This window comes from Nocardia sp. NPDC005746 (genome assembly GCF_040630785.1).
GTDB lineage: Bacteria > Actinomycetota > Actinomycetes > Mycobacteriales > Mycobacteriaceae > Nocardia.
In genome coordinates, this window is sequence record NZ_JBEXYE010000001.1 from 305,405 (window position 1) to 331,132 (window position 25,728).

A 25,728-nucleotide genomic window follows, 5' to 3' on the forward strand; every position below is an offset into this window, starting at 1 on the left:
CGGCCTTCGAAGAGGAAATCCCCATGCAGCCCCAGCCGCCCGCCCCGGCCTGCTACCGCCACCCCGACCGGCCCACCGGTCTGGCCTGCACCCGGTGCGGGCGTCCGGCCTGCCCCGAATGCCTCACCGCGGCCGCGGTCGGGCAGCACTGCGTGGAGTGCGTCCAGCAGGGCCGTGACGATGTCCGGCCGGTCCGCAACGCGGCCGGTACGACGCTGTCGCGGATCTCGCAGCCGTACGTCACCTACACGCTGATCGCCGTCAATGTGATCGTCTTCGCGGTCACCGCGCTGCAGTCGCACAGCCTGATGGACAACCAGCGTTCCCGGCTGTTCTACGACTGGGTGCTGGTGCCGGGCTTCGTCGGCTACGACGGCGGCTGGGCGCGGGTGCTCGGCTCGGGCTTCCTGCACTACGGGCCGATCCACCTGCTGGCCAATATGTTCGCGCTCTACGTGCTGGGCCCGTACTGCGAGGTGGCGCTGGGCCGGGCCCGCTTCGTGGCGGTGTACTTCGCGTCCCTGCTGGGTGGTTCGGCGGCGATCACCGCGCTGTCGGATCCGCTGACCGCCTCCGCGGGCGCCTCGGGCGCGATCTTCGGGATCTTCGGCGCGGTCGCGGTGATCATGCTGCGCACCCGCCAGAACCTCACTCAGATCGCGGTGCTGCTGGGGATCAACCTGTTGATCACTTTCTCGGTGCCCGGCATCTCGGTGTGGGGGCACCTGGGCGGACTGCTCGCGGGCACGCTCGCCACCACCGGAATCCTGTATGTGCCGCGCTGGATCGGGATCCGGGAAACCCGTAAGGCGCTCACCGTCGGCTGGGTGGCGGTCGCGGTGGTGGCGCTGGCCTCGGTGCTGGTGACCGTGCTGGCCGCGCCCACCCTCTAACGCGACAGGTGCGCGCGCAGCACCTCGAGGACATCCTCGGGGCGCGTGCCCAGATCCCAGCGGCCGAAGATCAACAGCCGTTCCTCGCCGGAGTTGTCCACATCCATCTCCAGCATGGGCATACGGCGGCCCAGCCGCCGGTAGTGCACAACCCGGACCCGCAGGATCTGCTCGGGTGCGTACCGCTGCGGCCCGGTCAGACCGCGCACCACGATATGCACAGGGTCACCGGGTTCGACCGCGAGCCGCGGCCGTTGCCGCACGCCCAGGGCGGTCAGACCGAGTAGTCCCACCGCGGCCACACCGATGAGCAGACGGCCGGGGCCGTCCGTCGACACGATCGCGGCCACGGCCAGCACCAGGCCGCCGATGCCGCAGGCCACCAGGGCGGCCGGGGGTGTGGACCAGGACAGTCGGGAGTCGGGGCCGGTGGCGGTCACTGTCCCCACTCTTTCCTCGAGTTGTCCACAGGCTCATCCACAGGTGTGCATGAATGACAATGGTGTAAGCCACATTCCCGGGGGAGCGGGCCACCCGTGCGGGGCATTCAGCGCCAGCGCATGGTCATGATCAGACCGACCACCATCAGGCCGAATCCGATCAGGAAGTTCCACGCGCCCAGATCGCTCATCCAGTGGATCTGCTCGTTGGCCAGGTAGTAGACGAGCAGCCACACCAGACCGGCGAGCATGAAGCCCAGCATGATGGAGACGTACCAGACCGGCGACGGACCAGCCGTCTTCACCCGCACCGGGGTGCGGCTGGCCGGGTTGATCGTGTAATCGGTCTTCTTCCGGACCTTCGACTTCGGCATGACGTCCTCGTTTTCGGCGTTCTGTCTGCGTAGACATTATCCCGGGAACCCTGGGGAAAGTGTCGTCGGGGAGGGCGCGGGCGATTGTGGCGACACGGTTCGGCGGTATTGCGTGCGACGGCGGCGGCCGCGCCAACTACTCTCGAATCATGCGTGTACTGGTCGTCGACAACTACGACAGCTTCGTGTTCAACCTGGTTCAGTATCTCGGACAGCTGGGTGTGGACGCCGAGGTCTGGCGCAACGACGACGCGCAGCTCGCGGATGTGGACAAGGTTGTGCAGGACTTCGACGGCGTGCTGATCAGCCCCGGACCCGGCACCCCCGACCGCGCCGGCGCCTCCATCCCGCTGGTGCACGCCGCCGCGAAGCACGCCACCCCGCTGCTCGGCGTGTGCCTGGGACACCAGGCCATCGGAGAAGCCTTCGGCGCCACCGTGACCCGCGCCCCCGAACTGCTGCACGGCAAGACCAGCAGCGTCTTCCACATCGGCGCCGGCGTGCTGGCCGGGCTACCGGATCCGTTCACCGCCACCCGCTACCACTCCCTGACCGTCCTCGAGGAGACCATGCCGCCGGAGCTGGAGGTGCTGGGCCGCACCGAATCCGGCATCGTCATGGCCCTGCGGCATCGCGACCTGCCCATCCACGGTGTGCAGTTCCACCCCGAATCCGTGCTCACCCAGGGCGGGCACCGCATGCTCGCCAACTGGCTGGGCGTGTGCGGCGAGCGGCCGGCGGAGGGGCTGGTGCAGACCTTGGAGGCGGAGGTCGCGGCCCTGGCATGAGCGGTCAGGGGCCGGAGGCGGCAGCCTGCGTAACCATGCAGGCCCCCGCGCCCATGCCATATGGAGACGCCGTCATGATGGGCGGCGCGGCGTGAGGCCGCGGGTCCTGCTGTCGGTGGCCGTCAGCATCGACGGCTGCATCGACGACGCGAGCCCGGACCGCCTGTTGCTGTCCAACGCCGCTGATTTCGATCGGGTCGACGCGCTGCGCGCCGACTCCGACGCCATCCTGATCGGTGCGGAGACCCTGCGCCGCGACAATCCCCGGCTGCTCGTGAACAGTTCGGACCGCCGCCTGCAGCGGGTCGCCGCGGGCAAGCCCGACTATCCGGTGCGGGTGATCGTCTCCGCACGCGGCGAGCTCGACCCGGAGCTGCGGTTCTGGCACAGCGGCGGCGAAAGACTGGTCTACACCACCGATTCCGGGGCCGCGCGCCTCGGCGACCGGCTCGCCGGTCTGGCCGAGGTGATATCCCTGGGCGCGACGATCGATTTCGCGGCCCTGCTCGATGACCTGGGGAAACGTGGTGTCGAGAGCCTGATGGTCGAGGGCGGCGGCTCGATCCACACCGCCTTCCTGTCGTCCGGATTGGTCGACGAGATCTGGATGGCCGTGGCGCCCTTGGTGGTCGGCGATCCGGCTGCCCCGCGCTTCCTGGGACCCGCCGCCTTCCCCGGCGGGCCCCAACACCGCATGCGGCTGGCCGATGTGGCCCGGATCGGGGATATCGCCCTGCTGCACTACCTGCCGAAGGAGGATTCCGATGTCGGATGAGGCACGGCTGGATCGCGGCTGGATGCGGCACGCCATCGGTCTGGCGCGGTTGTGCCCGCACAGCGACACCGCCTTCGCGGTGGGTGCGGTGATCGTGGGCCCGGACGGGGTGGAGATCGAGCACGGGTGGTCGCGGGAGACCGACGACAAGGTGCACGCCGAGGAGTCGGCGCTGAACAAGCTGGCCGCCGACGATCCGCGGCTGCGGCACGCCACCCTGTACAGCACCCTCGAGCCCTGTTCGCAGCGCGCGAGTCAGGATCGGCTGCCCTGCACGGATCGGATTCTGCGGGCCGGGATCCGGCGTGTGGTGATCGCCTGGCGGGAACCCGGCACCTTCGTGGACAACTGTGTCGGGGTGGAGCGGCTGCGTGAGCACGGCGTCGAGGTGGTCGAACTGCCCGATCTGGCCGAGGAGGCCATGTCGATGAACCGGCATCTGCGGCTGTAGGTTTCGCCCGCGCACGGTTTCACATGAAACAAGACAGGGGTTCGCGGACGATCCGCGAACCCCTATTCTCACAATGGAATCCGAATCACGGCGGGCCGAGCGACAGCACCCCGGTCGTGATGGTCACCGTCTGGGACTTGCCCAGCGACGAGCCCGCGGTCGGCTGCTGGGCCAGGATTCGACCGACCTCGCCCGCGTTCAGCGTGCTCATGGTGTTCTGGCTGACCTGCCCGTTCCAGCCGCTCTTGCGCAGCATGTCCACGGCCTGCGCCGGGGTGAGGCCGCGCAGGTCGGGCATGGTGATCTGATCGCCGCTCGACACCTGCACGGTCACCGTGGAGCCCTTGTCGGCCTGGGTGCCCGCGGACGGGTTGGTGGCGATGACCGTGCCCTTGGGCTGGTTGTTCGGCACCTCCTGGACCACGACCTTGAACAGCGCGGTGTCGCCCAGCGTGGACTGCGCGACCTCGATCGACTGCCCGACCACATTGGGGACGACCACCTTGTCCGGACCCGAACCGAGGGTGATGGTGACCTGTCCGTCGGTATCGACCTTCTGGCCCGCGTCCGGGGTCGACGACACGACCTTGTCCTTGTCGTCGGCGCTGGAGGCCTCCCGCTTCACGTCGGGATTCATCCGCAGCCCTTGCGAATTCAGGGTCTGCTCGGCCTGCTGGCGGGTGAGGCCGGCCAGTTTCGGCACCGTCACCTGCTGCGGTCCCGCGGACACCTGCAGGGTGATGGTGCTGCCCTTGCCGACCCGGGATCCACCCAGCGGCTGGGTGGCGATGACATTGTTCAATGCCACCTTCGGGTCGTTCTTCTGCTGGATGGCGACCGTGAAACCGGCCTTCTCCAGATCCCGTTGCGCCAGTTGGTAGTTCTGGTTGGCGACGTCGGGCACGGTGACCTGATCGGCCCGTGACCCGGGGCCGACCAGCATCCACAACAGGATGCCGACCACCGCGACCGCGGCCACCCCGAGGATGCCGATGAGCGCGGTGCGCCGGCGCGGGTTGGCCTCGACGATCTCCTGTTCGGTGGTGTCGTCACGGCGTTCGACGGTGCGGTAGCTGCGCGGCGGCGGCAGGTCGTCGTCGAGGAAGCCGGTGCGGTCCTCGTCGGTCATGACCATGGGGGCGGTGGGCTTCTGCCCGCCCAGCACCCGGATCAGGTCGGCGCGCATCTCGGCCGCGGTCTGATACCTGTTGGCCGGGTTCTTGCTCATCGCCTTGAGGATCACCGAGTCGAGCTCGCGCGGCACCCCGGGATGCACCTGCGACGGCAGCCGCGGATCCTCCCGGACATGCTGGTAGGCGACCGCGACCGGGGAATCGCCGGTGAAAGGCGGTTCGCCGGTGAGGATCTCGTAGAGCACGCAGCCCACCGAGTACACGTCCGACCGCGCGTCCACCTGCTCGCCGCGGGCCTGTTCGGGGGAGAGGTACTGTGCGGTGCCGATGACCGCGGCCGTCTGGGTCATCGGGTTGGAGCTGTCGGCGATGGCGCGGGCGATGCCGAAGTCCATCACCTTCACCGCGCCGGCCCGGTTGATCATGATGTTGGCGGGCTTCATGTCCCGGTGCACGATGCCGTTGCGGTGCGAGAAGTCCAGCGCCGCGCACACGTCGGCGATGACCTCCATGGCGCGCCGCGGCGGCAGCGGTCCCTTACCGCGCACGATGTCGCGCAGGGTGTCGCCGTCGACGTACTCCATCACGATGTAGGGCAGCGGCCCGCCGTCGATCTCGGCCTCGCCGGTGTCGTACACCGCGACGATGGCCGGATGGTTGAGGGCGGCCGCGTTCTGCGCCTCACGCTTGAAGCGCAGGTAGAACGTGGGGTCGCGGGCCAGGTCGGCGCGCAGCACCTTGATCGCCACATCCCGGCCCAGCCGCAGATCTCGGGCCTTGTGGACCTCGGACATGCCACCGAACCCGATGATCTCGCCCAGCTCGTAGCGGGAGGAGAGGTTCTTCGGGGTCGTCATGGCAATCCTTGCTGCGCGACTGAGGATGAATTGGGGTCCTGTGCGTACACCGGACTGCGGTTACTGCCGGGACTCACCGCTCCGCCGGAATTCGCCCCGCCGGAATTCGCGCCGGGAGTCACTGGCAATGATGGTAGGTCGCCCCCGCCCTGGCCCGGCCACGGCCACCGGTCGGGCTTGGTGGTCGTGGGTTTCGCCGGGGTGGTGGTGACCGGCGGGGTGGTCTTGGGCGGCGTCGTCGTGGTGACCGGCGGCGGGGTGGTGGTCGGCTCGACCGTGGTGGTCGGCGGCGGCTCGACCGTGGTCACCGGGGGCGGCGGCGGCACCGGCCGTTCCCGGGTGGTGGTGGTCGGCGGGACGGTGGTGGTCGGGGTGATCACCGGCGGCGCGATCACCGCGCTGGTGCGGGCGGGCGGCGTGGAGTCGTGCGAGGAGCTGCTCATCAGGATGATGGCGGCGGCCGCGCCGAGGATCAGCGCGCCCACACCCAGTCCGGCGACGACCTTCTGGCCATTGGTGAATCGACCCGAGCCGCCGTCCTCCACACCGGGGACCGTCATGGGTCCGACCGGGGTGCGGGGTCCGGACATGACGGTGGTCTGGGCGGCGGGCGGTTCCATGGGCCCGCGCATCGGCTGCTGCGTCGGCGGGGCGTAGCGGGCGGTGGCCTGGTCGGCCCGCGCGCCCGGGATGATCATGGTCGGTCCGGGCGGCAGCACCCGGGTGGCGCCGGTCATGGCCGCGGACGGCAGGCCGCCGGGCGGCGTGGGCCGACGACCCGAACGCACCGCGGACACCGCGTCGGCGAACTCGCCGCCATTGGCGTAGCGCTGGCCCGGCTCCTTGGCCATGGTGATCTCGATGAGCTCCCGCACGTTCGGCGGCAGGTCGGCGGGCAGCGGCGGCGGGGCCTCCCGCACATGCTTCATGGCGACGGTCAGCGCGCCGTCGCCGGTGAACGGCCGCGCGCCCGCGAGCGCCTCGTAGCCGACGACGCCCAGCGAATACACGTCCGAGGCGGCGGTGGCGTCCTCACCGGTGGCCTGCTCCGGCGCGATGTACTGGGCGGTGCCCATCACCATGCCGGTCTTGGTGACCGGGGAGGCGTCGACGGCCTTGGCGATGCCGAAGTCGGTGATCTTCACCTGACCGGTCGGCGTCACGAGGATGTTGCCGGGCTTCACGTCCCGGTGCACGACACCCGCGAGGTGCGCCACCTGCAGCGCGCGCCCGGTCTGCTCGAGCATGTCGAGGCCCTGAGCCACCGAGAGCCGGTTCAGCCGGGACAGCACCGCGTTGAGCGGCTCGCCCTGCACGAATTCCATGACCAGATAGGCGATCTCGCCGCCGGACGGATCCTGCGTCTCGCCGTAGTCGTAAATGCTCGCGATGCCCGGGTGATTCAGCTGCGCGGTGGTCCGCGCCTCGGTACGGAAGCGCTGCCGGAAGGTGGGGTCGGTGGAGAACTCCGCCTTCAGCACCTTCACCGCGACCCGGCGGTCCAGCCGGGTGTCCAGCGCTTCCCAGACCTGACCCATGCCGCCGGTGGCGATCAGCCGCTGCAGCCGGTACCGGTCCGCGATCATCGCACCGTTGTTCAGCATTCGTGACCCTGTCTGCTCCCATGCAGCATGAGTGAGGGCCCCGCGTGGTGACGCAGGCTGCCTCCTCCGGGCCGTGACTCACTCATGCTGTCTTGCACTCTCATGTCTCTCAGCCCCCCAGCCCGGCGTCCAGCACGGCCCGCGCGATCGGTGCGGCCACCGAGCCGCCGGTCGCGGCCAGGGCCCGATCGCCGCCGTTCTCGACGATCACCGCGATGGCGATCTTCGGGTTCTGCGCCGGTGCGAACGCCATGTACCAGGCGTGCGGCGGGGTGTTGCGCGGATCCGAGCCGTGCTCGGCCGTTCCGGTCTTCGACGCGATCTGATACGGGCGCGGCTGCGTCCCTCCCTGCGTGTTCTTCTCCGACTCGATCATCAGATTGGTGATCTGGGTGGCCACCTGCGGGGTGACCGCCTGGCCCACCGAGGTCGGTTTGGTGGTGCTCAGCGTGCTGAGGTCCGGCGCCTGCAACTGGTCGACCAGGTAGGGCTTCATCCGCACGCCGCCGTTGGCGATGGTGGCCGCGATGACCGCGTTGTCCAAGGGGGTCAGGGCCACATCGCGCTGTCCGATGCTGCTCTGGCCCAGCGCCGCGTTGTCGGGAATGTCGCCCACGGTGCTGTCGGTCCAGGGGATCGGGATGCTGTTGTGCAGATCCTTGCCGATCCCGAACGCGCTCGCCTCGTCCTTGAGTTTCGCGGTCCCCACCTTGATACCGAGTTCCACGAAGGCCGTGTTACACGAGTACTTGAAAGCTTCTGTGAGCGAAGCGGTTTGGCTGTCGCCGGGACCGCAGTGGCTGCCGTTGTAGTTCTCCAGCGTGGTCTGGGTGCCGGGCAGGGTGATCCGCGGCGCGGCGGTGAACTGGTCCTCCGGCTTCGCGATGCCGTTGGACAGCGCGGCCGCGGTGACCACCACCTTGAACGTCGAACCCGGCGGGTAGGTGGTGGACACGGCGCGATTGATCAGCGGCTTGCCGGTGTCCTTGTCCAGCTGCTTGTAGGTGTCCTCGACCCGGCCGGCATCGTGCCCGGCGAGGGTGTTCGGATCGTAGGACGGCGTGGACACCATGGTCAGGATGCGCCCGGTGCTCGGCTCGATCGCCACCACCGAACCGGTCAGTTTCTTCGCGGTCAGCTGCTCGTAGGCGACCTTCTGCATGAGCGGGTTGATCGTGGTCACCACATTGCCGCCGCGCGGATCCCGGCCCGAGATGAGGTCGATGAGCCGCCGCCCGAACAGCTGGTTGTCCGAACCGTTGAGCACCGAGTCCTCGGTGTGCTCGAGTCCGTTGTTGCCGTTCTGGAGCGAGTAGAAGCCGGTCACCGGCGCGTAGGCCATCGGATCGGTCGGGTAGGTGCGCAGGTACTTGTAGCGGTCGTCGGTGGCCACCGAACTCGCGAGCACCGTTCCGGCCGCGGAGATCTGGCCGCGCTGGCGGGCGTACTCGTCGAGCAGCACGCGATCGTTGCGCGGGTCGTTGCGCAGGCTGTCGGCCTTGCCGATCGGGCCGATCTGGACCTGCACGTAGGTGGCGTTGATCAGCAGCGCGACGATCATCGCCATCACCGCCAGCGCCACCCGGCGCAGAGGCGTGTTCACCCGGCACCCCCCTCGACCTTGCGCAGCATCTGCGTCGACGCGTCCGCGATCGGCTCGGCCCGCTTGCGGGCGGGCGCCGGGCGGCGGGCCGCGTCGGAAATCTTGATCAGCACTCCCAGCAGGACGTAGTTCGCCAGCAGCGACGAACCGCCGTACGACATGAACGGGGTGGTCAACCCGGTCAGCGGAATCAGCTTGGTGACTCCGCCGACCACGACGAACACCTGAATGGCAATGGTGAAGGCCAGCCCCGACGCGAGCAACTTGCCGAAGCTGTCGCGGATGGCCAGCGCGGTGCGGATGCCGCGCACCGACAGGATGCAGAACAGTACGAGGATCACCGCCAGGCCGATCAGGCCGAGCTCCTCACCGATGGCGGCGATGATGAAGTCAGTCTTCGCGAACGGCACCTTCGACGGATTCCCGCTGCCCAGACCGGTTCCCGCGAGACCGCCGGTGGCCAGGCCGAACAGCGACTGCGAGATCTGGTAGCCGGTGCTGGAGTAGTCGTCGAACGGGTGCAGCCAGGTCGAGACCCGGACCCGCACATGCCCGAACGCGTTGTAGGCGAACACGAATCCGACGGTCAGCAGCACCAGCCCGACCGCCACCCAGCCCACTCGCTCGGTCGCGACGTAGAGCATGCACAGCACGGTCGCGAAGATCAGCAGCGAGGTGCCCAGATCCTTCTCGACCACCAGCACGCCCACCGAGACCACCCACACCAGCAGGATCGGTCCCATGTCGCGCATGCGCGGCAACTCCATACCGAACACGTGCTTGCCCGCGCCGGTGAACAGGTCGCGCTTGGACACCAGCACCCCGGCGAAGAACACGATCAGCGCGATCTTGGCGAACTCACCGGGCTGAACGCTGAAGCCGGGCAGCCGGATCCAGATCTTCGCGCCGTTCACCATGGAGTACCGGTCCGGCAGCAGCGCGGGCAGCGCGAGCGCGACCAACCCGAGCAGGCCGACCGTGTAGGAGTAGCGGGCCAGGCTGCGGTAATCGCGCAACGCGATCAACAACCCCATGAAGACCACCATCCCCAACCCCGTCCACAGCACCTGCTGGTTGGCGTCGGGGGAGGGGATGGGCAGGTTGGCGAAGGCGGCGTCCTGGGCCTGCGCTAGGTCCACGCGGTGAATCACCACCAGGCCCAACCCGTTCAGCAGTGCCGCGATCGGTAGGAGGAGCGGATCCGCGAATGCCGCGAACCGCCGCACCGCCAGATGCGCGACGCCGAACAGGGCCAGGTACGCGGCACCGAGTTTGGCGATCTCCCAGGTGATCGCCTGCTCCTGACTGGCCTCCACCAACACCAGGGACACGGTGGTGATGAGGGCCGCCAGCCCCAACAGCAGCAACTCGACATTGCGCCGGGTGGCGGGCGGCGGCGCAGGAGCGAATCCGCCGGGTGGACTGGGGAAGGCCCCAGTGAACGGCGGTGCCGGTGCGGACATCAGTCCGCCGTCCTGCAGTTCTGCCCCGGGTTCTGCGGTGCCGTGGTGGTGGGAACGGTGGTGGCCGGCGGATTCGGCTGCTCGGACTTGTGCTCCAGCGGGTGGTTCTCGCCGGTCCGTTCGCCGCCGCTGAGGCCGCCGGGGACGGCGGGCGGTGCGGCGGGTGTGGGGGTGACCGAGGCGCCCGGCTGGTTCGGGTCGGCGGGCGGGGCCGGAGTCGGGGTCGGGGTGCTCGGGGCCTGTGCCTTGGTCTCGCAGGGCGGCAGCAGCTCGGTCGACACCAGCATGCGGATCTGCTTGATGGCGTCGTCGCGCGAGCCCGGCGGCAGACCCTTGTCGACCGAATCCCGGCCGCTGGGGCGCAGCGCCTCCCGGGTCAGCGGGACACAACCGGCGGCGAACTTGTCGCCGGGAGCGGCCAGCGTCAATTCACCGGAACGGGTGACACATCCGACCTGATCCACATCGCGGATCGAGTAGCCCAGCACCGAACCGGGCAGGCCGCGCAGCACGACCACCTTCTCGCCGTCCACGCCGACGTAGTAGTTGCTGCGAATCATGTTGTAGCCCACGGTGAGACCCGCGCCGACGGCCACCAGCAGGGCCAGCGACAGCGCCAGCCAGCGCAGCTTGTGGCTCTTCCTGGGCGGTTCGGGTTCGGGCTGCGCGACCGTGCGGCGCGGGGTGGCCCGCGGCGGGCGCATGGCGGCGGCCCGGCCGGCGGCGGTGTTCGGCGGGGGAGTGTCCTCGTCCTCGCCGGACGCCGCGCCCGCCACGATGGGGTGGCTCTGGCCGTAGTCCAGATCGATGACGTCGGCGACCACCACGGTCACGTTGTCGGGACCGCCACTGCGCAAGGCCAATTCGATGAGCCGGTCGGCCGCCTCGTCGGTGGTGCCCTCGCGCAGGGTGTTGGCGATGGTCTCGTCGCTGACCACGTCGGACAGGCCGTCCGAGCACAGCAGGTAGCGGTCTCCGGCACGAGCCTCGCGCACCACCAGGGTGGGGTCGATCTCGTTGCCGGTGAGCGCCCGCATGATCAGCGAGCGCTGGGGATGAGTGTGGGCCTGTTCCGGGGTGATTCGTCCCTCGTCCACCAGCGACTGCACGAAGGTGTCGTCGCGGGTGATCTGGGCCAGTTCACCGCCTCGGAGCAGATAGGCGCGGGAGTCGCCGATGTGGGCGAGGCCGAGTTTGCGGCCGGCGAACAGGATGGCGGTGAGCGTGGTGCCCATGCCGTCGAGTTCCGGCTCCTCCTCGACCTGGTCGGCGATGGACGCATTGCCTTCGTGCACGGCACGATTCAGCTTGCCGAGCAGATCGTCGCCGGGCTCGTCGTCGTCCAGATGCGCCAGGGCGGCGATCATCAGTTGCGAGGCGACCTCACCGGCGGCGTGGCCGCCCATGCCGTCCGCCAGCGCGAGCAGTCGCGCACCGGCGTAGACGGAGTCCTCGTTATTGGCTCGGACGAGACCACGGTCGCTGCGCGCTGCGTAGCGGAGAACAAGTGTCACGATCGCAGCTCGATCACTGTCTTGCCGACACGGACAGGGGTGCCGAGTGGGACTCGGACCGGAGTGGTGACCTTCGACCGGTCGAGGTAGGTCCCGTTGGTGGAACCGAGATCCTCGACGTACCAATCCTCACCGCGCGGAGACAGTCGCGCGTGGCGGGTGGAGGCGTAGTCGTCGGTGAGGACCAGTGTGGAGTCGTCCGCGCGCCCGATCAGCACCGGCTGCTGGCCGAGTGAGATGCGAGTGCCGGCGAGAGAACCCTGAGTCACCACGAGATATTTGGCGCCCTTCTGGCCCCGGCGAAAAGATGGGAGCACCGCGGAACCGCCTGCGGCCCGAGGCGCGACCCGAAGGCCGGAAGCCGCGTAGATATCGCTGCGCAGGGTCCGGAGCACCGCCCACACGAACAGCCATAACAGCAGCAGGAACCCCGCACGGGTCAATTGCAGGATCAGTCCCTGCACGGTGCTCCACCTCCTGTTCGACCGTGTCGTAGGTACGGGGCAGTTACGGAGGAATGGCTCCGTGACCCCCAACCGGTGTGTTGCGTGTCAGCGCGGCCAGAGTCCGCCGCGTGTAATGGCAGCATCATAGGGCCGTCGACCGGTTGCGATCACGATACGACCGAGGAATTCCTAGTCATATCGTGACCTGCACCGCGAGCTTACGGGATCAGACGATCCGGATCAGGATCTCGGAATGCCCGGCGCGGATGACATCTCCGTCGGCCAGCTGCCAATCCTGGACGGGAGACCCGTTGACCAGCGTGCCATTGGTCGAACCGAGGTCCGAGAGCATCGCGGTCTGGCCGTCCCAGCGAACCTCGATGTGCCGCCGGGACACGCCGGTGTCCGGCAGCCGGAAGTGCGCGTCCTGCCCACGGCCGATGATGTTGCTGCCCTCGCGCAGCTGGTAGGTGCGGCCGGAGCCGTCGTCCAGCTGCAGCGTCGCCGAGTAGCCCGACGCGCCCCGCGCGGGAGCCGCGCCGTAGCCGGCCTGCTGCTGGTCGTAGCCCTGCTGGCCGTAGCCCTGCTGGTCGCTGTAACCCTGCTCGTAGCCCTGCTGCTGGCCATAGCCCGGGTCGGCGTAACCCTGCTGCTGACCGTAGCCCTGCTCGGCGTACCCGCCCTGCTGCTGGCCGCCGTAGCCGCCACCCTGCTCGTAGCCCTGCTGACCGTAGCCCTGCTGCTGGCCGTAGCCCGGGTCGGCGTAACCCTGCTGCTGGCCGTAGCCCTGCTGGTCGCCGTAGCCCTGCTCGTAGCCCTGCTGCTGGCCGTAGCCCTGCTGGTCGGCATAGCCCTGCTGCTGGCCGTAGGCCTGATCCGGCGCGCCGTACCCGCCCTGCTGGCCGTAGCCCTGGTCGGCGTACCCGCCCTGCTGCTGGGCGCCGTAGCCGCCGCCCTGCTGCTGGTAGTCGTAGCCGTTCTGGTACTCGCCGTAGCCCTGCTCGGACTGGCCGTAGCCGTACTCGCCGTACCCCTGCTGACCGGGGCGGCCCGCAGGCGGGGGCGCGTACCCGCGGTTCCGCGGATCGGACTCCGCGGGCTCACGGCTGGGGTCGTAGCCTGAGTTCTGCGTCATGGGGCCAGCTCCTGGTTGCGGGTTGGGTCGTTGTGGGCGTTCAGGTCCCGGTGACGGGCTGGCCCGCCTGCCCGCGTCCGGATCCACCCGGCCGCGCGTCCTGAACTGTCCGGTGTGCAGCGTAGGGGATGCCTCGAACTCCACGTGCACTTCGCCGTAGGTCTGCCACCCTTGCTCACGGATGTGGTCCTGTAGATGTTTGGCGAACGCACGCACGGTGAGCTGGTAATCCTCCGTGGCGACCTGCTGGTCCGGCTGGCCTTCACCATGGACGAGTTGCCGGAGATCGGTCTCGTTGACGGTGATGACGTAGCTGTTGGGAGCCAGCAGATGTCCCCCGCCCAGATCCTGGACGTGGTCGCCGGCCTCACGCTGCAGTGCGGCCTCGACCTCCTGGGGAACCACGCTGCCGCCGAACGCACGGGCGAAGACATCACCGACAGCACCCTGGAGGCGGCGCTCGAAGCGGGAAACGAACCCCATCGCCCCTCCTTCCCGGGTCGTGTCGTTTCTGACCTGCCAATAGTCGTGCGTGGAGCGTCCCGGAATGCAACACGCAGGCATGGCGTGTCGCCGGAGGGACACGGTCTTTGCATGATATCCACGATCGTCCACACCTGTAACTCTTGGCGGCGAGCCCAGGTTCCCGGGGCGTACCCACTGCGCCACGAAGCATGCGCACCCCCGATAACCAGGCGATTTCGTTTTGGTGCAAACCCCGTGATACGTTCTTCTCGTCGCTCGGGCGAGTGGCGGAATGGCAGACGCGCTGGCTTCAGGTGCCAGTGTCCGTAAGGACGTGGGGGTTCAAGTCCCCCTTCGCCCACAACGAGGAAGGCCCTCGATCCAATCGGATCGGGGGCCTTCTTCTTTGTCCGGACTTCCTTCTTTGTCCGGACTTCCTTGTCTGGACTCGGTTCTCGGTCCGGCCGTCCGGTTCGCCGGGGAATCCATGGATGTGACGAAGGTCGCACACCCTGTCCGGGGTGGGTTTCGAGAGACGTTGCCAGGGGCCGTTTCTGGGCCTCGCGAGGGGTGAAAATCGTTTGCCGGAGGATGTCGCCTCGGGTATGCGCCCGATTACTGTCCAGCGTTGCCTGATGATCATTTAGCTAAACCCATTCGAAACAAACTTGAGGTTTGTTTGACCCCAAGCGACTGCTTGGCAATCACGCTGAGCTGGGGCGAAACGCCAGCTTAACGGCGGTTGAACCGGCGGTGAGCGGAGAATTTGCGAGTTTTCCGCAAACCGGATGACGGCGTTCGAAACGCATCGCGCGCAATGGGTTGAAACGGGTCCTGAAACGCAACCGCGGGGATAGTTTCGGGGCCCTCCGCAGACCGCCCGCAAAGGGTATGCGGAGGATTAGCGATGGTGTCGGGTTCCCTACGGGGAGGGCGCATTTCGCCTGGTCGCGTTATACGCCCGGTGGGCAAGTCGGAGGTTGCGTAGCCATAACGATTGTGTAGAGTCAACGGCAACGCTGGCCGCAGCTGAGCCGGACTCGCTGCGGCCAGTGGAAATCAATCCGAACGGTGCTCGCGACTACGAAGTCGCCACTCACACAACCGGTTCCGGATGGTTCCCGACCGAATTGCCCGTGATGTGCTCCGGGCCCAACTCCCGCGCCGCGTCGGTCAACCCTCGCGCTGTGTCGTCCATCTCTCGCACCGCCCGGCGACCACGCCCGAATATGTAGGCCAGGAAACCGAGTTCGGCCACCGCCCCGACCCCGACCCGCACCGCGGTGGGCCATCCGCTGGGCGTCACGAATCCCTCCAGGAATCCCGACACCAGCAGTACCCCGGCCAGGCCCAGCGCGATCACCGCCGTCGCGCGCCCCTGCCGGGCCAGTGCCTGCGGGCGGCTCTCCCGGCCCGGGTCGATCAATGTCCAGCCCAGTTTCAGGCCCGCCCCGCCGGCCACGAAGATGGCTGTGAGCTCGAGCATTCCGTGCGGCAGGATCCAGCCGAAGAACGGCCCCAGCCGTCCCGCCTCCGCCATCAGCCCGGCACTGACGCCGAGGTTCAGCGCGTTCATGAACAACAGGTAGAGCGCGGGCAGCACCAGCACCCCCATGAACAGCGCCATGGCCGACACCCACGCGTTGTTGGTCCACACCTTCGCCGCGAACGCGTCGTGCGAGTGCTCGTAGTAGTACGTCTCGAATTCGCCGCCCGGCTTCGTCAAGACGTCTGTATCCATGTTCAGCCCGAGACGCTTCCGCGTCGTCTCGGAATTGGCCACCGCCGCGCCGAGCGCCGCCGCGCCGAGCAGGAACACCGCCGCCACCGACAGCCACCACGGCCAGGCCCGGTACACGGCGGCCGGGAAGCGGTGCGTGAAGAAGTACCCGATCTCGTGGGGAGTGTCGATGCGCGCGCTCAGGATTCGTCCCCGCGCCCGGGTCAGCCCCGCGGACAGCCCGGCGATCAGCTCCGGATCGGCCTCCCGGGTCTGCAACCGCGCCAGCTGCTGTGAGGCCACCCGGTACAGCCGCACCAGTTCGTCGGCCTCCGCCCCGCTGAGCCGCTTGCCTCGCGACGCCAGCCGATCCAGCCGATCCCAGGAAGGCCGGTGAACGAAGGTGTACGCGTCCAGATCCATGAGTTCCCCTCCCGCACTTCGGCTGACAAAATGCTAACCACACGATTCCTGCTCGCTGATCAACGTTCGAAGTTCGCGGCCGTCTCGATTCTGGACGGACGGAGCGGGGGAGCGAAGCGGAGGAGCGGAGGAGGGAAGAATCGGGACCAGGGGCCGCGAACCCGCCCGGAGCGAAGCGGAGGGCACATGGGCAGAGCACTTTTCACCACGGGCGAGGCCGTAGCCGTCGAACTGCCCATCGCGCGGATCCCGACGCGCGCCGCGGCGTTCCTGCTCGACCTGATCGTGCAGTTCATGCTGGGTGTGACGCTGGTTCTGCTGTTCCAGGCGCTGTTGGTGTGGATCGGCGCGGACGCCGCCTGGCGGGACGCGGCGCTGCTGGTGGCCCTGGTGTGCGCGGCCATCGGATATCCGGTGGTGTTCGAGACCCTCACCCGCGGGCGTTCGCTCGGGAAGATGGCGGTCGGGTTGCGGGTGGTGCGCGCCGACGGCGGGCCCGTCGACTTCAAGCACGCGGTGACGCGGGGCCTGGCCGGGATCGTCGACTTCTGGGTGCTGGGCACCGGTCTGATCGCCGTGGTGGTGTCGCTGTGCTCGCCGCAGGGCCGCCGGGTCGGGGACGCGCTGGCGGGCACCGTGGTGGTGCACGACCGCAGCCGCCTGCCGTTCGCGGCGCTGGCCGCGCCGCCGCCGTGGCTGGCGGGCTGGGCGCGACAGCTGGACCTGTCCGGGCTCTCCGACGAGCAGGCGTTCGCGGTGCGGCAGTACCTGCTGCGGTTCCGCACCCTGACCCCCGAGGTGCAGGACCGGCTGGGCCGGGCACTGGTGGTCTCGGTGTGCGCGAGCCTGCGCACCGCGCCCCTGAACGGCTATCCGCCGCTGCAGATCCTGGGCGCGGTGCTGGCCGAGCGGCAGCGGCGGCAGTTGCCGCCGCCGTCCTTCCCGCCGCGGCAGCCGGTCACCCCGCCCTCGCCGGTCACAGCGCTCCGGTCCGTTTGAGTTCGAGGTATTCGTCGGCCAGCGCCCCGGGCAGCAGGTCCGGCGGCGCGGTGATGACGCGGACGCCCGCGCGGCGCAGGGTCTCCCGGGCCACGGCCTCCTCCGCGATCACGTTCTCGGCGGCCGCGGCGGTGTAGAGGTCGGTCAGCCCGGTGCGGTGGATGGCGGCGGCCGCCACCTCCGGGTCGGTCACCGACACCACCAGCACCCGGTGCCGCTCCGCAAGGACCGGCAGCACCGGCCGCAGGCCCTCCTGCACGGTGGCGGCGTCGAGGTGGGTGAACCAGACCACCAGGCTGCGGCGGCGGGCCCGCTGCAGGGTGGCGCGCAGCATGCCGCGGTAGTCGGTGTCGGCCAGTTCGGGGGTGAGTCCGGCGAGCGCGTGCATCAGCTTGAGCTGCAGGCGTTTTCCGCCGACGCCGCGCACCTCGATGCGCAGCCGCCGGTCGTAGGCCAGCAGATCCACCGAATCGCCTCCGGCGGCGGCCAATCCGCCGAGCAGCAGGGCGGCTTCGATGGCGGCGTCGAGGCGGGTGCCGCCGCCACCGTGTGCACTATCGGCGCCGCCGATGCGGCCCGCGCTCACCCGTCCGGTGTCGAGCAGCATCACCACGTGCCGGTTGCGTTCCGGCCGCCAGGTGCGGACCAGCACGTCGTTGGCGCGGGCGGTGGCCCGCCAGTCGATGGTGCGCACGTCGTCGCCCGCGACATATTCACGGAACGAATCGAATTCGGTGCCCTGTCCGCGAATCGTGGTGGTGTTGCGGCCTTCCAGCTGCTGCAACTGCTTGACCTTGGAGGCCAGCAGCGGCTCGCTGCGGAACGGCGGCAGCGCGCGCAACCGGGCGGGCACCTCGCGGCGCACCTGGCGTCCGGCGAGGCCGAGCGGTCCGAGCAGGCGCAGCGTCACCGGACCGGCCACCCGGTCGCCGTGATAGGCGGGGGTGAGTTCGGTGTGCAGCCGAATCCTGGTGTTGGGCGGCAGGTTCAACGGGTGCGTGCGGTGCCGGGCGTGGGCGCTGGGCGGCCAGTCGTCCCACAGTGTCCCGCGCACCGGCCGGGCGCCGCCATTGAGCACCGCCAGTTCCACGTCGATGCTGCGGCCCGTGCGCACGCTGGTGAGCGGCTCGCGCGAGAGTTCCAGCGCGCCCGGCGATCCCAGCAGCAGCAGATCGAGCCCGATGAGCGCGGCCAGCGCCAGCGTGGCGACCAGCACGCCGAGCCACGACGGCAGCACCAGCGTGACGAACAGGGCCGCGAGCACCGCGGCGGCGGCCAGCCGGCCGGTGACGACCACCGGCTACACCGGAACCGGGACGGACATCAGCAGCGAGGCCAGCACGCCCTCGGCGGTGACGCCCTCCACCTCGTGTTCGGGCCGCAGGTGCAGTCGATGCCGCAGCACCGGCGTCGCAACGGCTTTCACGTCGTCGGGGGTGACGTAGCCGCGGCCGTGCAACCAGGCGAAGGCCCGCGCGGCCGCCATCAGCGCGGTCGCGCCGCGGGTGGACGCGCCGTGCGCCACGGCGGGGGAGGTGCGGGTGGCCCGGCACAGGTCCACGGTGTAGGCGAGCACCTCGGGACTGATGGCGACCTGGGCGACCGCGGCGCGGGCAGCCGCGATGTGCGCGGGACCGGCCACCGGCCGCAGTCCGGCCGCGGCCAGGTCCCGTGGGTCGAAGCCGGCGGCATGCCGTTGCAGGATGCGGAATTCGTCGTCGCGCCCGGGCAATTGGACGTCGACCTTGAAGAGGAACCGGTCCAGCTGCGCTTCCGGCAGCGGATAGGTGCCCTCCTGCTCGATCGGGTTCTGGGTGGCGACCACCACGAACGGGTCCGGCAGCGGCTGCGGCACGCCGTCTACCGAAACCTGCCGCTCCTCCATCGATTCCAGCAGCGAGGACTGGGTCTTGGGCGGGGTGCGGTTGATCTCGTCGGCCAGCAGCAGGTTGGTGAACACCGGGCCGCGGCGGAAGGTGAACTCGGCCGAGTGCGGATCGTAGATCTGGGAGCCGGTGACGTCACCGGGCATCAGGTCCGGGGTGAACTGGATGCGGGCGTGCTCCAGGTCCACAGCGGTGGCCAGCGCCCGCACCAGCAGCGTCTTGGCCACGCCCGGAACGCCTTCCAGCAGCACGTGGCCGCGGCACAGCAGCGCCAGCACCAGGAACATGACGGCGTGGTCGTTGCCGACCACGGCTTTGCCGATCTCGGCGCGCAGGGCCAGCAGCGCCTGCTGCGCGTCCTGCTCGGTCGGCGCCTGACCGTCGGTCGCCAGGGTGCCGTCGTGGTGGGCGTCCACCACGTCCTTGGACAGGTTGGTCACAAGACCTCCGCTTCGATCCATTCGAGTTGTGCCGCCACGAGTTCGAGGGTCTCCCGGTCGGTGACCGGGGCGTAGAGGGCGGCGCGGAGGACGGCCGGGTCCGCGCCGGTGCGGACGGCGAGCGCCCCGACCACCAGTTCCGCCGGGGTGTCGGCGGTGACGCCGAGCGCGGGGCGCAGCCGGCGCAGCGCCGCCGCCCGCAGTTTGGCGGCCACATGGTCGTGATCGCGCGATTTCCGGTACAGCCCGGCCTGTCCGGCCAGCAGTTCCTGGGCCGGGGCCTCGACCGGCAGCGGTTCGCGCACGATGGCGCCGCGCCTCCGGCCGCGCCACCACAACACCGTGACCCACGCGATGAGGAACTGCAGACCGCCGAAGGCCAGCCAGCCCGGCAGCCGTTCGAAGATGGAGTCCTCGCCGTCACCGAAGTTCGGCGGCGGCAGGTCCGGTTCCCGGCGCGGGGTCGGCGGATGCGTCGGCGGCATGTCCGGATGGGGCGACGCGGGCGCGTGCCCGAGATGGGTGATCACATACACCAGCGCGACGACCGCCAGCAGCGCGGCGAGCGCCGCCCACAGTCGCCAATCCCGCAGCAGCTCCGGCAGTTCCGGGCGCTGCCGGGCGGGTTTGTCCTTGGCGGCCTTGGTCTTGCGCACCTTGCGTTTCTCGGTGAGCTCGACCGGCCCGTCCTTGGGCGGCGGCGCGCTGGAGAACCGGTCGGCCTGTTCGAGCTGCCGGTACTCCGACTCGGTGGCGTACCGGCCGCCGTAGACGACCTCGTCGAAACTGTGTGCCGCCGAGGGCAGTTCACCCGCGTCGTGGACCGCCGCGGTGGCGGCCCGAGCCGTCTCCCGCGCGGTGCGCGCCCGCTCCTCGTCGAGGATGCCGCGCTGCTCCAGGCCGCGGGTGACGGCGCGATACCGTTCGCGCAGCGCCACCCCGAAGTCGCCGCGCCGGGCGGCGTCCTCCGCCGCGGCCAGGTGCGTGGCGGCCGGGCCCAGCGCGGGCTCGGGCGGTGCGGCGTGCGGGTGCCCGGGCGGTGCGGTGTGCGGAACCTCGGTCATCGGGCCCCTCCCGTGGGCACCCGGATGTCCCACGCTTCGCGGCGGCAACGCCGGTCCACATAGGTCACGACCTGGGTGGCGGATTCCACCAGCTCGCCGATCGCCACGATGAGCAGAGCCACCGAGACGATCAGCACCGTCACCGTCCCGCGGTGGGTGCCGGAGAAGTCGGTGATGAACCGCGGCAACGCCAGCAGCGGCACGATGAGCACCAGCAGCAATACGCGCAGGTACAGCCACAGCCCGACCAGCTGCCATTCCGCGCCGCCCGCAAGCAGTTTCGCCCGCCGGGCGGCTTCGCGGTAGCCGATCGAACCGTCGAAGCTGCTGGGCACCAGCGTGAATCGCCGTCCACGCAGCCAGGCCAGCCAGATCACCGCGAACGGCGCGGTGAACAGCAGGGGAGCGCCCACGGCCAGCACGCCGACCCCGATCAGCGTGTACATCACCTGGTAGGCGAGCAGCGGCCCGGCTCCGGAGCGCAGCCGCCGCAGTACGCCGCGCCAGGTCGAGGGCCTGCGGTACACGACATCCAGTCCGGTCGGCACGGTCACCCCGCGCACGAAAAACCGTAGCCCCCAAGCGCACAGCAGGCTGGTGAGCAGCGCACCCCAGAAGGTCCCGAGGTCGGAATCGCCGGTGATCGCGGCGGCGGCCGCGGTGCCCGCGACGGACACCAGCACGGCGGCCACCCAGGCCACCCCGAGCAGGGCCGCGAGGATCGTGATCCGGGCCTGGATCAGCGCGAACGGCAGGTCCAGCAGCTCCCGGAACTGCATCGGGCGAATCGGAACAACCGCCGGGTCGGTCGAAGTCGGTTCCCCCACCGAGCCGGTCGGCGAACCGACGGAGTCGGCGGCGGTCGGCAACACGGGCCCGAGTCTATCCGGAGTCGCGCCCCAGGAGCCGGGCGACGACCTGGCGGTACATGTCCGGTTCGATCGGCGGCATTCCCATCAGCGCGCGCAGGTAGACGCCGTCGCCGACCAGGCGCACGATCTCGGCCCGCACCGGGTCGTCGATCTCGTTGTCCAGGGCCGTCTTCCAGGAGGTCATCACCTCGGTGATGGCCCGGTCGGTCTCGGCCTGGGCGCCGTCGGCCGGGGCGTCGACGGTCCGCATGGCGGCGAGCATGGATCGGTACAGCGCGAGTTCCACGGCGTCGGATTCGTCGTCGGGGTGCGGCGCCTGCAGGTACCACTCGGCCACCGAGCGGCCCTGTTCGATCGCGGTGCGCACCTGCTGGTCGGCCCGTTCGGTGACGCGGCGCAGCAGTCCGGCGAGCAGCGCGTCCTTGCTCTTGAAGTGATAGAGGAGCCCGCCCTTGGAGACGCCCGCGGTGGCGGCGACGTTCTCCAGGGTCACCTGGGACAGGCCCTTGTCGAGCAGCAGGTTCTCGAGCGCATCGAGGATCCGGTCGCGGGTGCCGGCGGGGTCGCGGGTGGTCACGGGGGTTGACTGTACCGGCTGGACGGTTCAGGCTGTTACTGTACCGGCTGGACGGTTCAGAAACGAAAGAGAAAGCTGATGACCACCCACCCGACCGCGCGTTCCGGAACTCCTTCGACCCTCGACCGGCCCGTGACCCCGCACGCCGCGCCCAAGGCCCGGCCCCGGGACTGGGCCGGCCTCGCCGTGCTGGCCCTGGCGCTGCTGCTGATCGCCGTCGACGCCACCGTGCTCGACCTGGCGGTCCCCTCGATCACCGCGCACCTCGCGCCCACCACCCCGCAGCTGCTCTGGATCATCGACGTCTACTCGTTCGTGCTGGCCGGCCTGCTGGTCACCATGGGCACCCTCGGCGACCGCATCGGCCGCCGTCGACTGCTGCTCATCGGCGCGGCCGGATTCGCGGCCGCCTCGGCGCTCGCCGCCTGGGCGATCAGCCCCGAAATGCTCATCGCCGCCCGCGTCCTGCAGGGTGTCGCCGGTGCGACCCTGATGCCCGCCACTCTGGGCCTGATCCGGTCCATGTTCGCCGACGCCCGTCAGCGCACCCTGGCGATCTCGGTCTGGGGCGCGATGGCCGCCTCCGGTGCGGCGTTCGGCCCGCTGCTCGGCGGCTGGATGCTCGAGCACTTCTGGTGGGGCTCGGTGTTCCTGGTGAACCTGCCCGTCATGGCGCTGCTGCTGGTCCTGGCACCGATCCTGGTACCGGAATCGCGGGATCCCAACCCGGGCCGTTTCGACCTGGTGAGCGCCGGACTGTCGATGCTGGCCCTGATCCCGGTGGTGTACGCGGTCAAGGAGTTCGCGGCCCACGGTCCGAGCCTGAACCTGCTGATCAGTGCCGGTGTCGGTGTGACGGCCGGCGTGCTGTTCGTGCGTCGTCAGCGCGGGCTGTCGGCTCCGCTCATCGACCTGGACCTGTTCCGGCTGCCCGCCTTCCGGGCCGCCGTGTTCACCAACCTGCTGTCGGTGTTCGCGCTGGCCGGTGTGCTGTTCTTCGGCTCGCAGTACCTGCAGCTGGTGCTGGGCAAGTCACCGTTGGAAGCCGGCCTGCTGCTGATCCCGGGCACGGTCGGTTCCATGTTGGGTGCGCTCGCCGCGGCCTGGCTGGTCCGGTACTGGCGTCCGGCGACCGTGCTCGCGGGCTCGCTGGCGACGGTCGCGCTCGGGGCGGGCCTGTACTGGCTGCTGCCCACCGATCCCTCGGGTTCGGTGACCCCGTTCATCGTCGGCTTCCTGCTGATCGGACTGGGTGAGGGTGTGGCCCTGACGGTGTCGGCCGACATGATCGTGAGCACCGCGCCGGAGGCGCGCGCGGGCAATGCCGCCGCCATCTCGGAGACCGCGATGGAGATGGGTATCGCGCTGGGTGTGGCGGTGCTGGGCAGTGCCGTGATGGCCGCCTTCCGCGGCGGTCTGGACCTGACGCACGTGCCATCGGGTCAGGCGGACGCGGCGCGCGAGTCGCTGGGCGGCGCCATCGAAACCGCCCGGGCGCTACCGGAACCCGCGGCCGGGGAGCTGTTGCGCTCGGCGCACACGGCGTTCGTCAGCGGCATCCACTTGGCTGCCACGTCGACGGCGGTCATCCTGCTGCTGACCGCGTTCGTCGCCTACCGCGCGGCGACTCGCAAGACCGCGGTGGTGTAGTCGAAAAAGGCTGTGGCCCGGATGTTTCCGTGTTCAACGTGAAACATTCCGGGCCACAGTGCGTTTCCTCGGGTTACTCCTGGCCCTTGCCCGGCGGCAGTTCACGCGGGGCCCGGTAGTCGAGTTCGGGGTTGCGGCGACCCGCCAGCGCGTCCTGCTGCGCGGGCGCGGGCAGCGGGTAGCCCGGGTCCACCACGTGACCCTGGGGGAGCGGGGCGTATCCCGGGTAGGCGGCATAGGGCTGATCCACCACGGTGGAGGCCACCCGCTGCGCGTAGACCTGCTGGGGCGCGCCCTGCGGCAGGTATCCGTACTGCTGGGGCTGCGCGTACATCTGCTGCTGGTGCTGCTGCGGCTGCGCGGAATCCTCCGAGTCCACCGTGACCTTGCGCGTGCGGCGCAGGGTGAAGGTGATCTCCTCGGCCTCCTCGAACGCCTGCCGCACCGTGCGCAGTGGATGCGTGGCGGTGTCGATGGCATTGGCCACGAAGGACGGGACCAGCGGCCGGATCCAGCGGGCAGCGGTGTCGGTGAACGGCACCGTGCCGATGATCGGCAGTTCCAGGCCGCCCCCCTTGGCGGGCTGCGGCGCCGGCGCGGCGGGCGCGAGCGCGCCGCCGGACGGCACGGGGGCCAGCGCACCCGAGGTGAGCTGGGCGGGCAGGTTCGGCGACTGTGTCACGATCCCCTCCTGGGACACGGTGCGGTCCTTTCGATCTCCGGCCGCGGTCCCGGCCGGAAGTTCCAGTCTGGTGGCGGAGTCGAATTCGGCCACGGCGCGCTGCGCGGGCTCGGTGATGCCGATCTCGAAATTGCCGATGGCGGCGATGATGCGGGTGCGCTGCCGTTCCCGGTCGATGGCGGTGTCGGCGTGCGCGGCCAGCCGCGCGGCGGTGAGCTGTTGTTCCGCGCGCAGGTTTTCGGTCTCCACCCGCACCTCGGCCTGTTTGATGGCGATGGCGGTGGCGGCGGCCTGGTCGATCCGGTCGGTCTCGGTGCTGACCGCGACGCTGCGGTCGAACGCCGTCTCGCCGCGCCACCAGCGCAGCAGCAGCGGCAGCAGGGCGAGGGTGATCAGGAGCAGGGCGACGGCGAGGCGCAGGACGAACGCTCCGAAATGCCCTGTGGTGTAGTCGTTCACGGCCACCCAGCGGGCCCCGAGTCCGCGGTCGCCGTCCGTATAGGCGGCCTTGCGGGCGTCGGCGAGGGCCTTGTCCCGCGCGGTGACCTTGTCGTCGAGCCCGGCCACCTTGTTCCGCTCGGCGGTGAGCTGGGCGCGCGCGTCGTCGAGCATCTGATTGGCGGTGCGCTCCTCGGGACCGCGTCCGGGGACGCCGGTCCGGGGGATTCCGTCGCAGTCCTGCGACGGGTTGATCTCGCAGCGCGCGATCTTCAGTGCGGTCCCGACGTCTGTCTGTGCCTTGGTGATCTGCTGCTCGAGCGCGCCGCGCGCGGCTTTCGCCTGGTCCAGGTCGGTGCGGGCGGTGACGACGGCGGGCGCGGATTCCACTGCGCGCTGCGCGTTCTCGTCGAGCAATCGGTGCACGGTACCGGAGAACAAGAGGGTGCAGGCCAGTTCGGCCACCACCACCCCGGCCAGTACCGCGACGGCGATGCGCCCGGCGAATTCGGCGACGGCCCGCCGGTCCTCGCGCCGATCGGGCGTGGCCGCGGTGGCGAGAGCCCGGGACAGCGCCCCGACCAGGAAGGTCGCGATCAGCGCGATGGCCACGACGCCGAGAGCGGGCCGGCCCGCGGCCCCGGTGGCGGCGGCGGTGATGCCTCCCGCGGTGACCGCGAACAGGGCCACCACCGCACCGGTGACGGTGTAGCCCGCACGCTCGGGACCGGAGGTGAGCTGCGGTTGCGCCCCACCCAGCCAGACCAGCAGGTCGCCGGGTCCGGCCGGGGAATGGACGTGGGGATCTGTCATGGGAGGCTCACATCCTCTACGTCCCAGGTGGTTCGGCAGAGCGAAACTGTCGCTGATTCGTTGTCTCAGCGTGACAGGCGTCCGGCGGTTACACCGACCGCGGCGGGTGTGATGTGGCCAGGCTCACATCGACCCTTTTCGGGCCGCTGAGGTGGTGTTGATCACCTGCGTCCGGTCTCGGATATCACCGAAAACCGAGTCGGGAGACAGATTTGCGGTTTGC

22 protein-coding genes and 1 tRNA gene are annotated in these 25,728 nt (G+C 69.8%); 7 read left to right on the forward strand and 16 right to left on the reverse strand.

The genetic code is table 11. The features are described 5' to 3' along the window. Positions 1–23 precede the first annotated feature (23 nt). On the forward strand, positions 24–893 hold the full coding sequence (locus ABZ412_RS01400; RefSeq protein ID WP_357274934.1) for a rhomboid family intramembrane serine protease: 870 nt from the start codon (positions 24–26) through the stop codon (positions 891–893). On the opposite strand, the gene ABZ412_RS01405 is transcribed toward ABZ412_RS01400, so the two are convergent. Next, complete coding sequence (locus ABZ412_RS01405) at positions 890–1,333, reverse strand: PH domain-containing protein (RefSeq protein ID WP_357274937.1); 444 nt, start codon at positions 1,331–1,333, stop codon at positions 890–892. The genes ABZ412_RS01400 and ABZ412_RS01405 overlap by 4 nt on opposite strands. A gap of 107 nt (positions 1,334–1,440) precedes the next feature. Further along, positions 1,441–1,707 (reverse strand): cell division protein CrgA, encoded by a 267-nt coding sequence (crgA, locus tag ABZ412_RS01410; RefSeq protein ID WP_357088463.1) that lies wholly within the window; start codon positions 1,705–1,707, stop codon positions 1,441–1,443. 149 nt (positions 1,708–1,856) lie between these two features. On the opposite strand from crgA, the gene ABZ412_RS01415 reads away from it, so the two are divergent. From ABZ412_RS01415 to ABZ412_RS01425, 3 genes are all read left to right on the forward strand, one after another. Continuing rightward, a complete protein-coding gene (locus ABZ412_RS01415; RefSeq protein WP_357274939.1) occupies positions 1,857–2,495 on the forward strand; it encodes an aminodeoxychorismate/anthranilate synthase component II in 639 nt (212 codons plus the stop codon). A 91-nt stretch (positions 2,496–2,586) separates the two neighbouring features. Then, positions 2,587–3,270, forward strand: a complete 684-nt coding sequence (locus tag ABZ412_RS01420; protein ID WP_357274941.1) for a dihydrofolate reductase family protein — start codon at positions 2,587–2,589, stop codon at positions 3,268–3,270. After that, complete coding sequence (locus ABZ412_RS01425) at positions 3,260–3,721, forward strand: dCMP deaminase (RefSeq protein WP_357274943.1); 462 nt, start codon at positions 3,260–3,262, stop codon at positions 3,719–3,721. The genes ABZ412_RS01420 and ABZ412_RS01425 overlap by 11 nt, the downstream gene beginning before the upstream one ends. 85 nt (positions 3,722–3,806) lie before the next feature. Here ABZ412_RS01425 and pknB read toward each other — a convergent pair whose 3' ends face one another. From pknB to ABZ412_RS01460, 7 genes are all read right to left on the reverse strand, one after another. Beyond that, complete coding sequence (gene pknB / locus ABZ412_RS01430) at positions 3,807–5,711, reverse strand: Stk1 family PASTA domain-containing Ser/Thr kinase (RefSeq protein WP_357274945.1); 1,905 nt, start codon at positions 5,709–5,711, stop codon at positions 3,807–3,809. After that, positions 5,708–7,315, reverse strand: a complete 1,608-nt coding sequence (locus ABZ412_RS01435) for a protein kinase (RefSeq protein ID WP_357274947.1) — start codon at positions 7,313–7,315, stop codon at positions 5,708–5,710. The genes pknB and ABZ412_RS01435 overlap by 4 nt, the downstream gene beginning before the upstream one ends. A 109-nt stretch (positions 7,316–7,424) precedes the next feature. Next, positions 7,425–8,918, reverse strand: a complete 1,494-nt coding sequence (locus tag ABZ412_RS01440) for a penicillin-binding protein 2 (protein ID WP_357274949.1) — start codon at positions 8,916–8,918, stop codon at positions 7,425–7,427. Next, a complete protein-coding gene (locus ABZ412_RS01445; protein ID WP_357274952.1) occupies positions 8,915–10,381 on the reverse strand; it encodes an FtsW/RodA/SpoVE family cell cycle protein in 1,467 nt (488 codons plus the stop codon). Before ABZ412_RS01445 ends, ABZ412_RS01440 begins: the two co-directional genes overlap by 4 nt. Next, positions 10,381–11,895, reverse strand: a complete 1,515-nt coding sequence (locus ABZ412_RS01450) for a PP2C family serine/threonine-protein phosphatase (protein ID WP_357274954.1) — start codon at positions 11,893–11,895, stop codon at positions 10,381–10,383. The genes ABZ412_RS01445 and ABZ412_RS01450 overlap by 1 nt, the downstream gene beginning before the upstream one ends. Further along, entirely contained in the window at positions 11,892–12,359 is a 468-nt protein-coding gene (locus ABZ412_RS01455) for an FHA domain-containing protein (protein WP_213558686.1), read from the reverse strand. Before ABZ412_RS01455 ends, ABZ412_RS01450 begins: the two co-directional genes overlap by 4 nt. Before the next feature lie 208 nt (positions 12,360–12,567). Further along, a complete protein-coding gene (locus tag ABZ412_RS01460; RefSeq protein WP_357274956.1) occupies positions 12,568–13,959 on the reverse strand; it encodes an FhaA domain-containing protein in 1,392 nt (463 codons plus the stop codon). A 260-nt stretch (positions 13,960–14,219) separates the two neighbouring features. Here ABZ412_RS01460 and ABZ412_RS01465 point away from each other — a divergent pair. Further along, a tRNA-Leu gene (locus tag ABZ412_RS01465) sits at positions 14,220–14,302 on the forward strand. A gap of 735 nt (positions 14,303–15,037) precedes the next feature. Here ABZ412_RS01465 and ABZ412_RS01470 read toward each other — a convergent pair. After that, the gene (locus ABZ412_RS01470) at positions 15,038–16,084 is read right to left on the reverse strand and encodes a stage II sporulation protein M (protein WP_357274958.1); all 1,047 of its coding nucleotides are present in this window, start codon (positions 16,082–16,084) and stop codon (positions 15,038–15,040) included. Between the two features lie 186 nt (positions 16,085–16,270). Here ABZ412_RS01470 and ABZ412_RS01475 point away from each other — a divergent pair, with 186 nt between their 5' ends. Beyond that, positions 16,271–17,083 carry an RDD family protein gene (locus ABZ412_RS01475; RefSeq protein WP_357274961.1) on the forward strand — a complete coding sequence of 271 codons (813 nt, stop codon included), beginning with the start codon at positions 16,271–16,273 and terminating at the stop codon, positions 17,081–17,083. On the opposite strand, the gene ABZ412_RS01480 is transcribed toward ABZ412_RS01475, so the two are convergent. From ABZ412_RS01480 to ABZ412_RS01500, 5 genes are read right to left on the reverse strand one after another with little or no spacing between them, the layout of a single operon-like run. Further along, positions 17,061–18,380, reverse strand: coding sequence for a DUF58 domain-containing protein (locus ABZ412_RS01480; RefSeq protein ID WP_357274963.1), 1,320 nt, complete (start codon positions 18,378–18,380; stop codon positions 17,061–17,063). The two genes, ABZ412_RS01475 and ABZ412_RS01480, sit on opposite strands and share 23 nt — an antisense overlap. A 3-nt stretch (positions 18,381–18,383) precedes the next feature. Next, entirely contained in the window at positions 18,384–19,361 is a 978-nt protein-coding gene (locus tag ABZ412_RS01485) for a MoxR family ATPase (protein ID WP_357275901.1), read from the reverse strand. A 44-nt stretch (positions 19,362–19,405) separates the two neighbouring features. Next, the gene (locus tag ABZ412_RS01490) at positions 19,406–20,473 is read right to left on the reverse strand and encodes a DUF4129 domain-containing protein (protein WP_357274965.1); all 1,068 of its coding nucleotides are present in this window, start codon (positions 20,471–20,473) and stop codon (positions 19,406–19,408) included. Further along, the gene (locus ABZ412_RS01495; RefSeq protein WP_357274967.1) at positions 20,470–21,345 is read right to left on the reverse strand and encodes a hypothetical protein; all 876 of its coding nucleotides are present in this window, start codon (positions 21,343–21,345) and stop codon (positions 20,470–20,472) included. The genes ABZ412_RS01490 and ABZ412_RS01495 overlap by 4 nt, the downstream gene beginning before the upstream one ends. 10 nt (positions 21,346–21,355) lie before the next feature. Further along, positions 21,356–21,922, reverse strand: a complete 567-nt coding sequence (locus ABZ412_RS01500) for a TetR/AcrR family transcriptional regulator (RefSeq protein ID WP_357274969.1) — start codon at positions 21,920–21,922, stop codon at positions 21,356–21,358. Positions 21,923–22,000: 78 nt separating this feature from the next. On the opposite strand from ABZ412_RS01500, the gene ABZ412_RS01505 reads away from it, so the two are divergent. Next, positions 22,001–23,572 (forward strand): MFS transporter, encoded by a 1,572-nt coding sequence (locus ABZ412_RS01505; RefSeq protein WP_357274971.1) that lies wholly within the window; start codon positions 22,001–22,003, stop codon positions 23,570–23,572. Positions 23,573–23,645: 73 nt separating this feature from the next. Here ABZ412_RS01505 and ABZ412_RS01510 read toward each other — a convergent pair whose 3' ends face one another. Further along, on the reverse strand, positions 23,646–25,505 hold the full coding sequence (locus ABZ412_RS01510; RefSeq protein ID WP_357274973.1) for a DUF4407 domain-containing protein: 1,860 nt from the start codon (positions 25,503–25,505) through the stop codon (positions 23,646–23,648). Positions 25,506–25,728 lie beyond the last annotated feature (223 nt).

Excerpts from the sequence above, each read along its gene's own strand:
- ABZ412_RS01400 (WP_357274934.1), top strand. The coding sequence starts at position 24 with ATGCAGCCCCAGCCGCCCGCCCCGGCCTGCTACCGCCACCCCGACCGG.
- crgA (WP_357088463.1), bottom strand. The coding sequence starts at position 1,707 with ATGCCGAAGTCGAAGGTCCGGAAGAAGACCGATTACACGATCAACCCG.
- ABZ412_RS01415 (WP_357274939.1), top strand. The coding sequence starts at position 1,857 with ATGCGTGTACTGGTCGTCGACAACTACGACAGCTTCGTGTTCAACCTG.
- ABZ412_RS01425 (WP_357274943.1), top strand. The coding sequence starts at position 3,260 with ATGTCGGATGAGGCACGGCTGGATCGCGGCTGGATGCGGCACGCCATC.
- pknB (WP_357274945.1), bottom strand. The coding sequence starts at position 5,711 with ATGACGACCCCGAAGAACCTCTCCTCCCGCTACGAGCTGGGCGAGATC.
- ABZ412_RS01435 (WP_357274947.1), bottom strand. The coding sequence starts at position 7,315 with ATGCTGAACAACGGTGCGATGATCGCGGACCGGTACCGGCTGCAGCGG.
- ABZ412_RS01445 (WP_357274952.1), bottom strand. The coding sequence starts at position 10,381 with ATGTCCGCACCGGCACCGCCGTTCACTGGGGCCTTCCCCAGTCCACCC.
- ABZ412_RS01460 (WP_357274956.1), bottom strand. The coding sequence starts at position 13,959 with ATGGGGTTCGTTTCCCGCTTCGAGCGCCGCCTCCAGGGTGCTGTCGGT.
- ABZ412_RS01470 (WP_357274958.1), bottom strand. The coding sequence starts at position 16,084 with ATGGATCTGGACGCGTACACCTTCGTTCACCGGCCTTCCTGGGATCGG.
- ABZ412_RS01475 (WP_357274961.1), top strand. The coding sequence starts at position 16,271 with ATGGGCAGAGCACTTTTCACCACGGGCGAGGCCGTAGCCGTCGAACTG.
- ABZ412_RS01490 (WP_357274965.1), bottom strand. The coding sequence starts at position 20,473 with ATGACCGAGGTTCCGCACACCGCACCGCCCGGGCACCCGCACGCCGCA.
- ABZ412_RS01505 (WP_357274971.1), top strand. The coding sequence starts at position 22,001 with ATGACCACCCACCCGACCGCGCGTTCCGGAACTCCTTCGACCCTCGAC.
- ABZ412_RS01510 (WP_357274973.1), bottom strand. The coding sequence starts at position 25,505 with ATGACAGATCCCCACGTCCATTCCCCGGCCGGACCCGGCGACCTGCTG.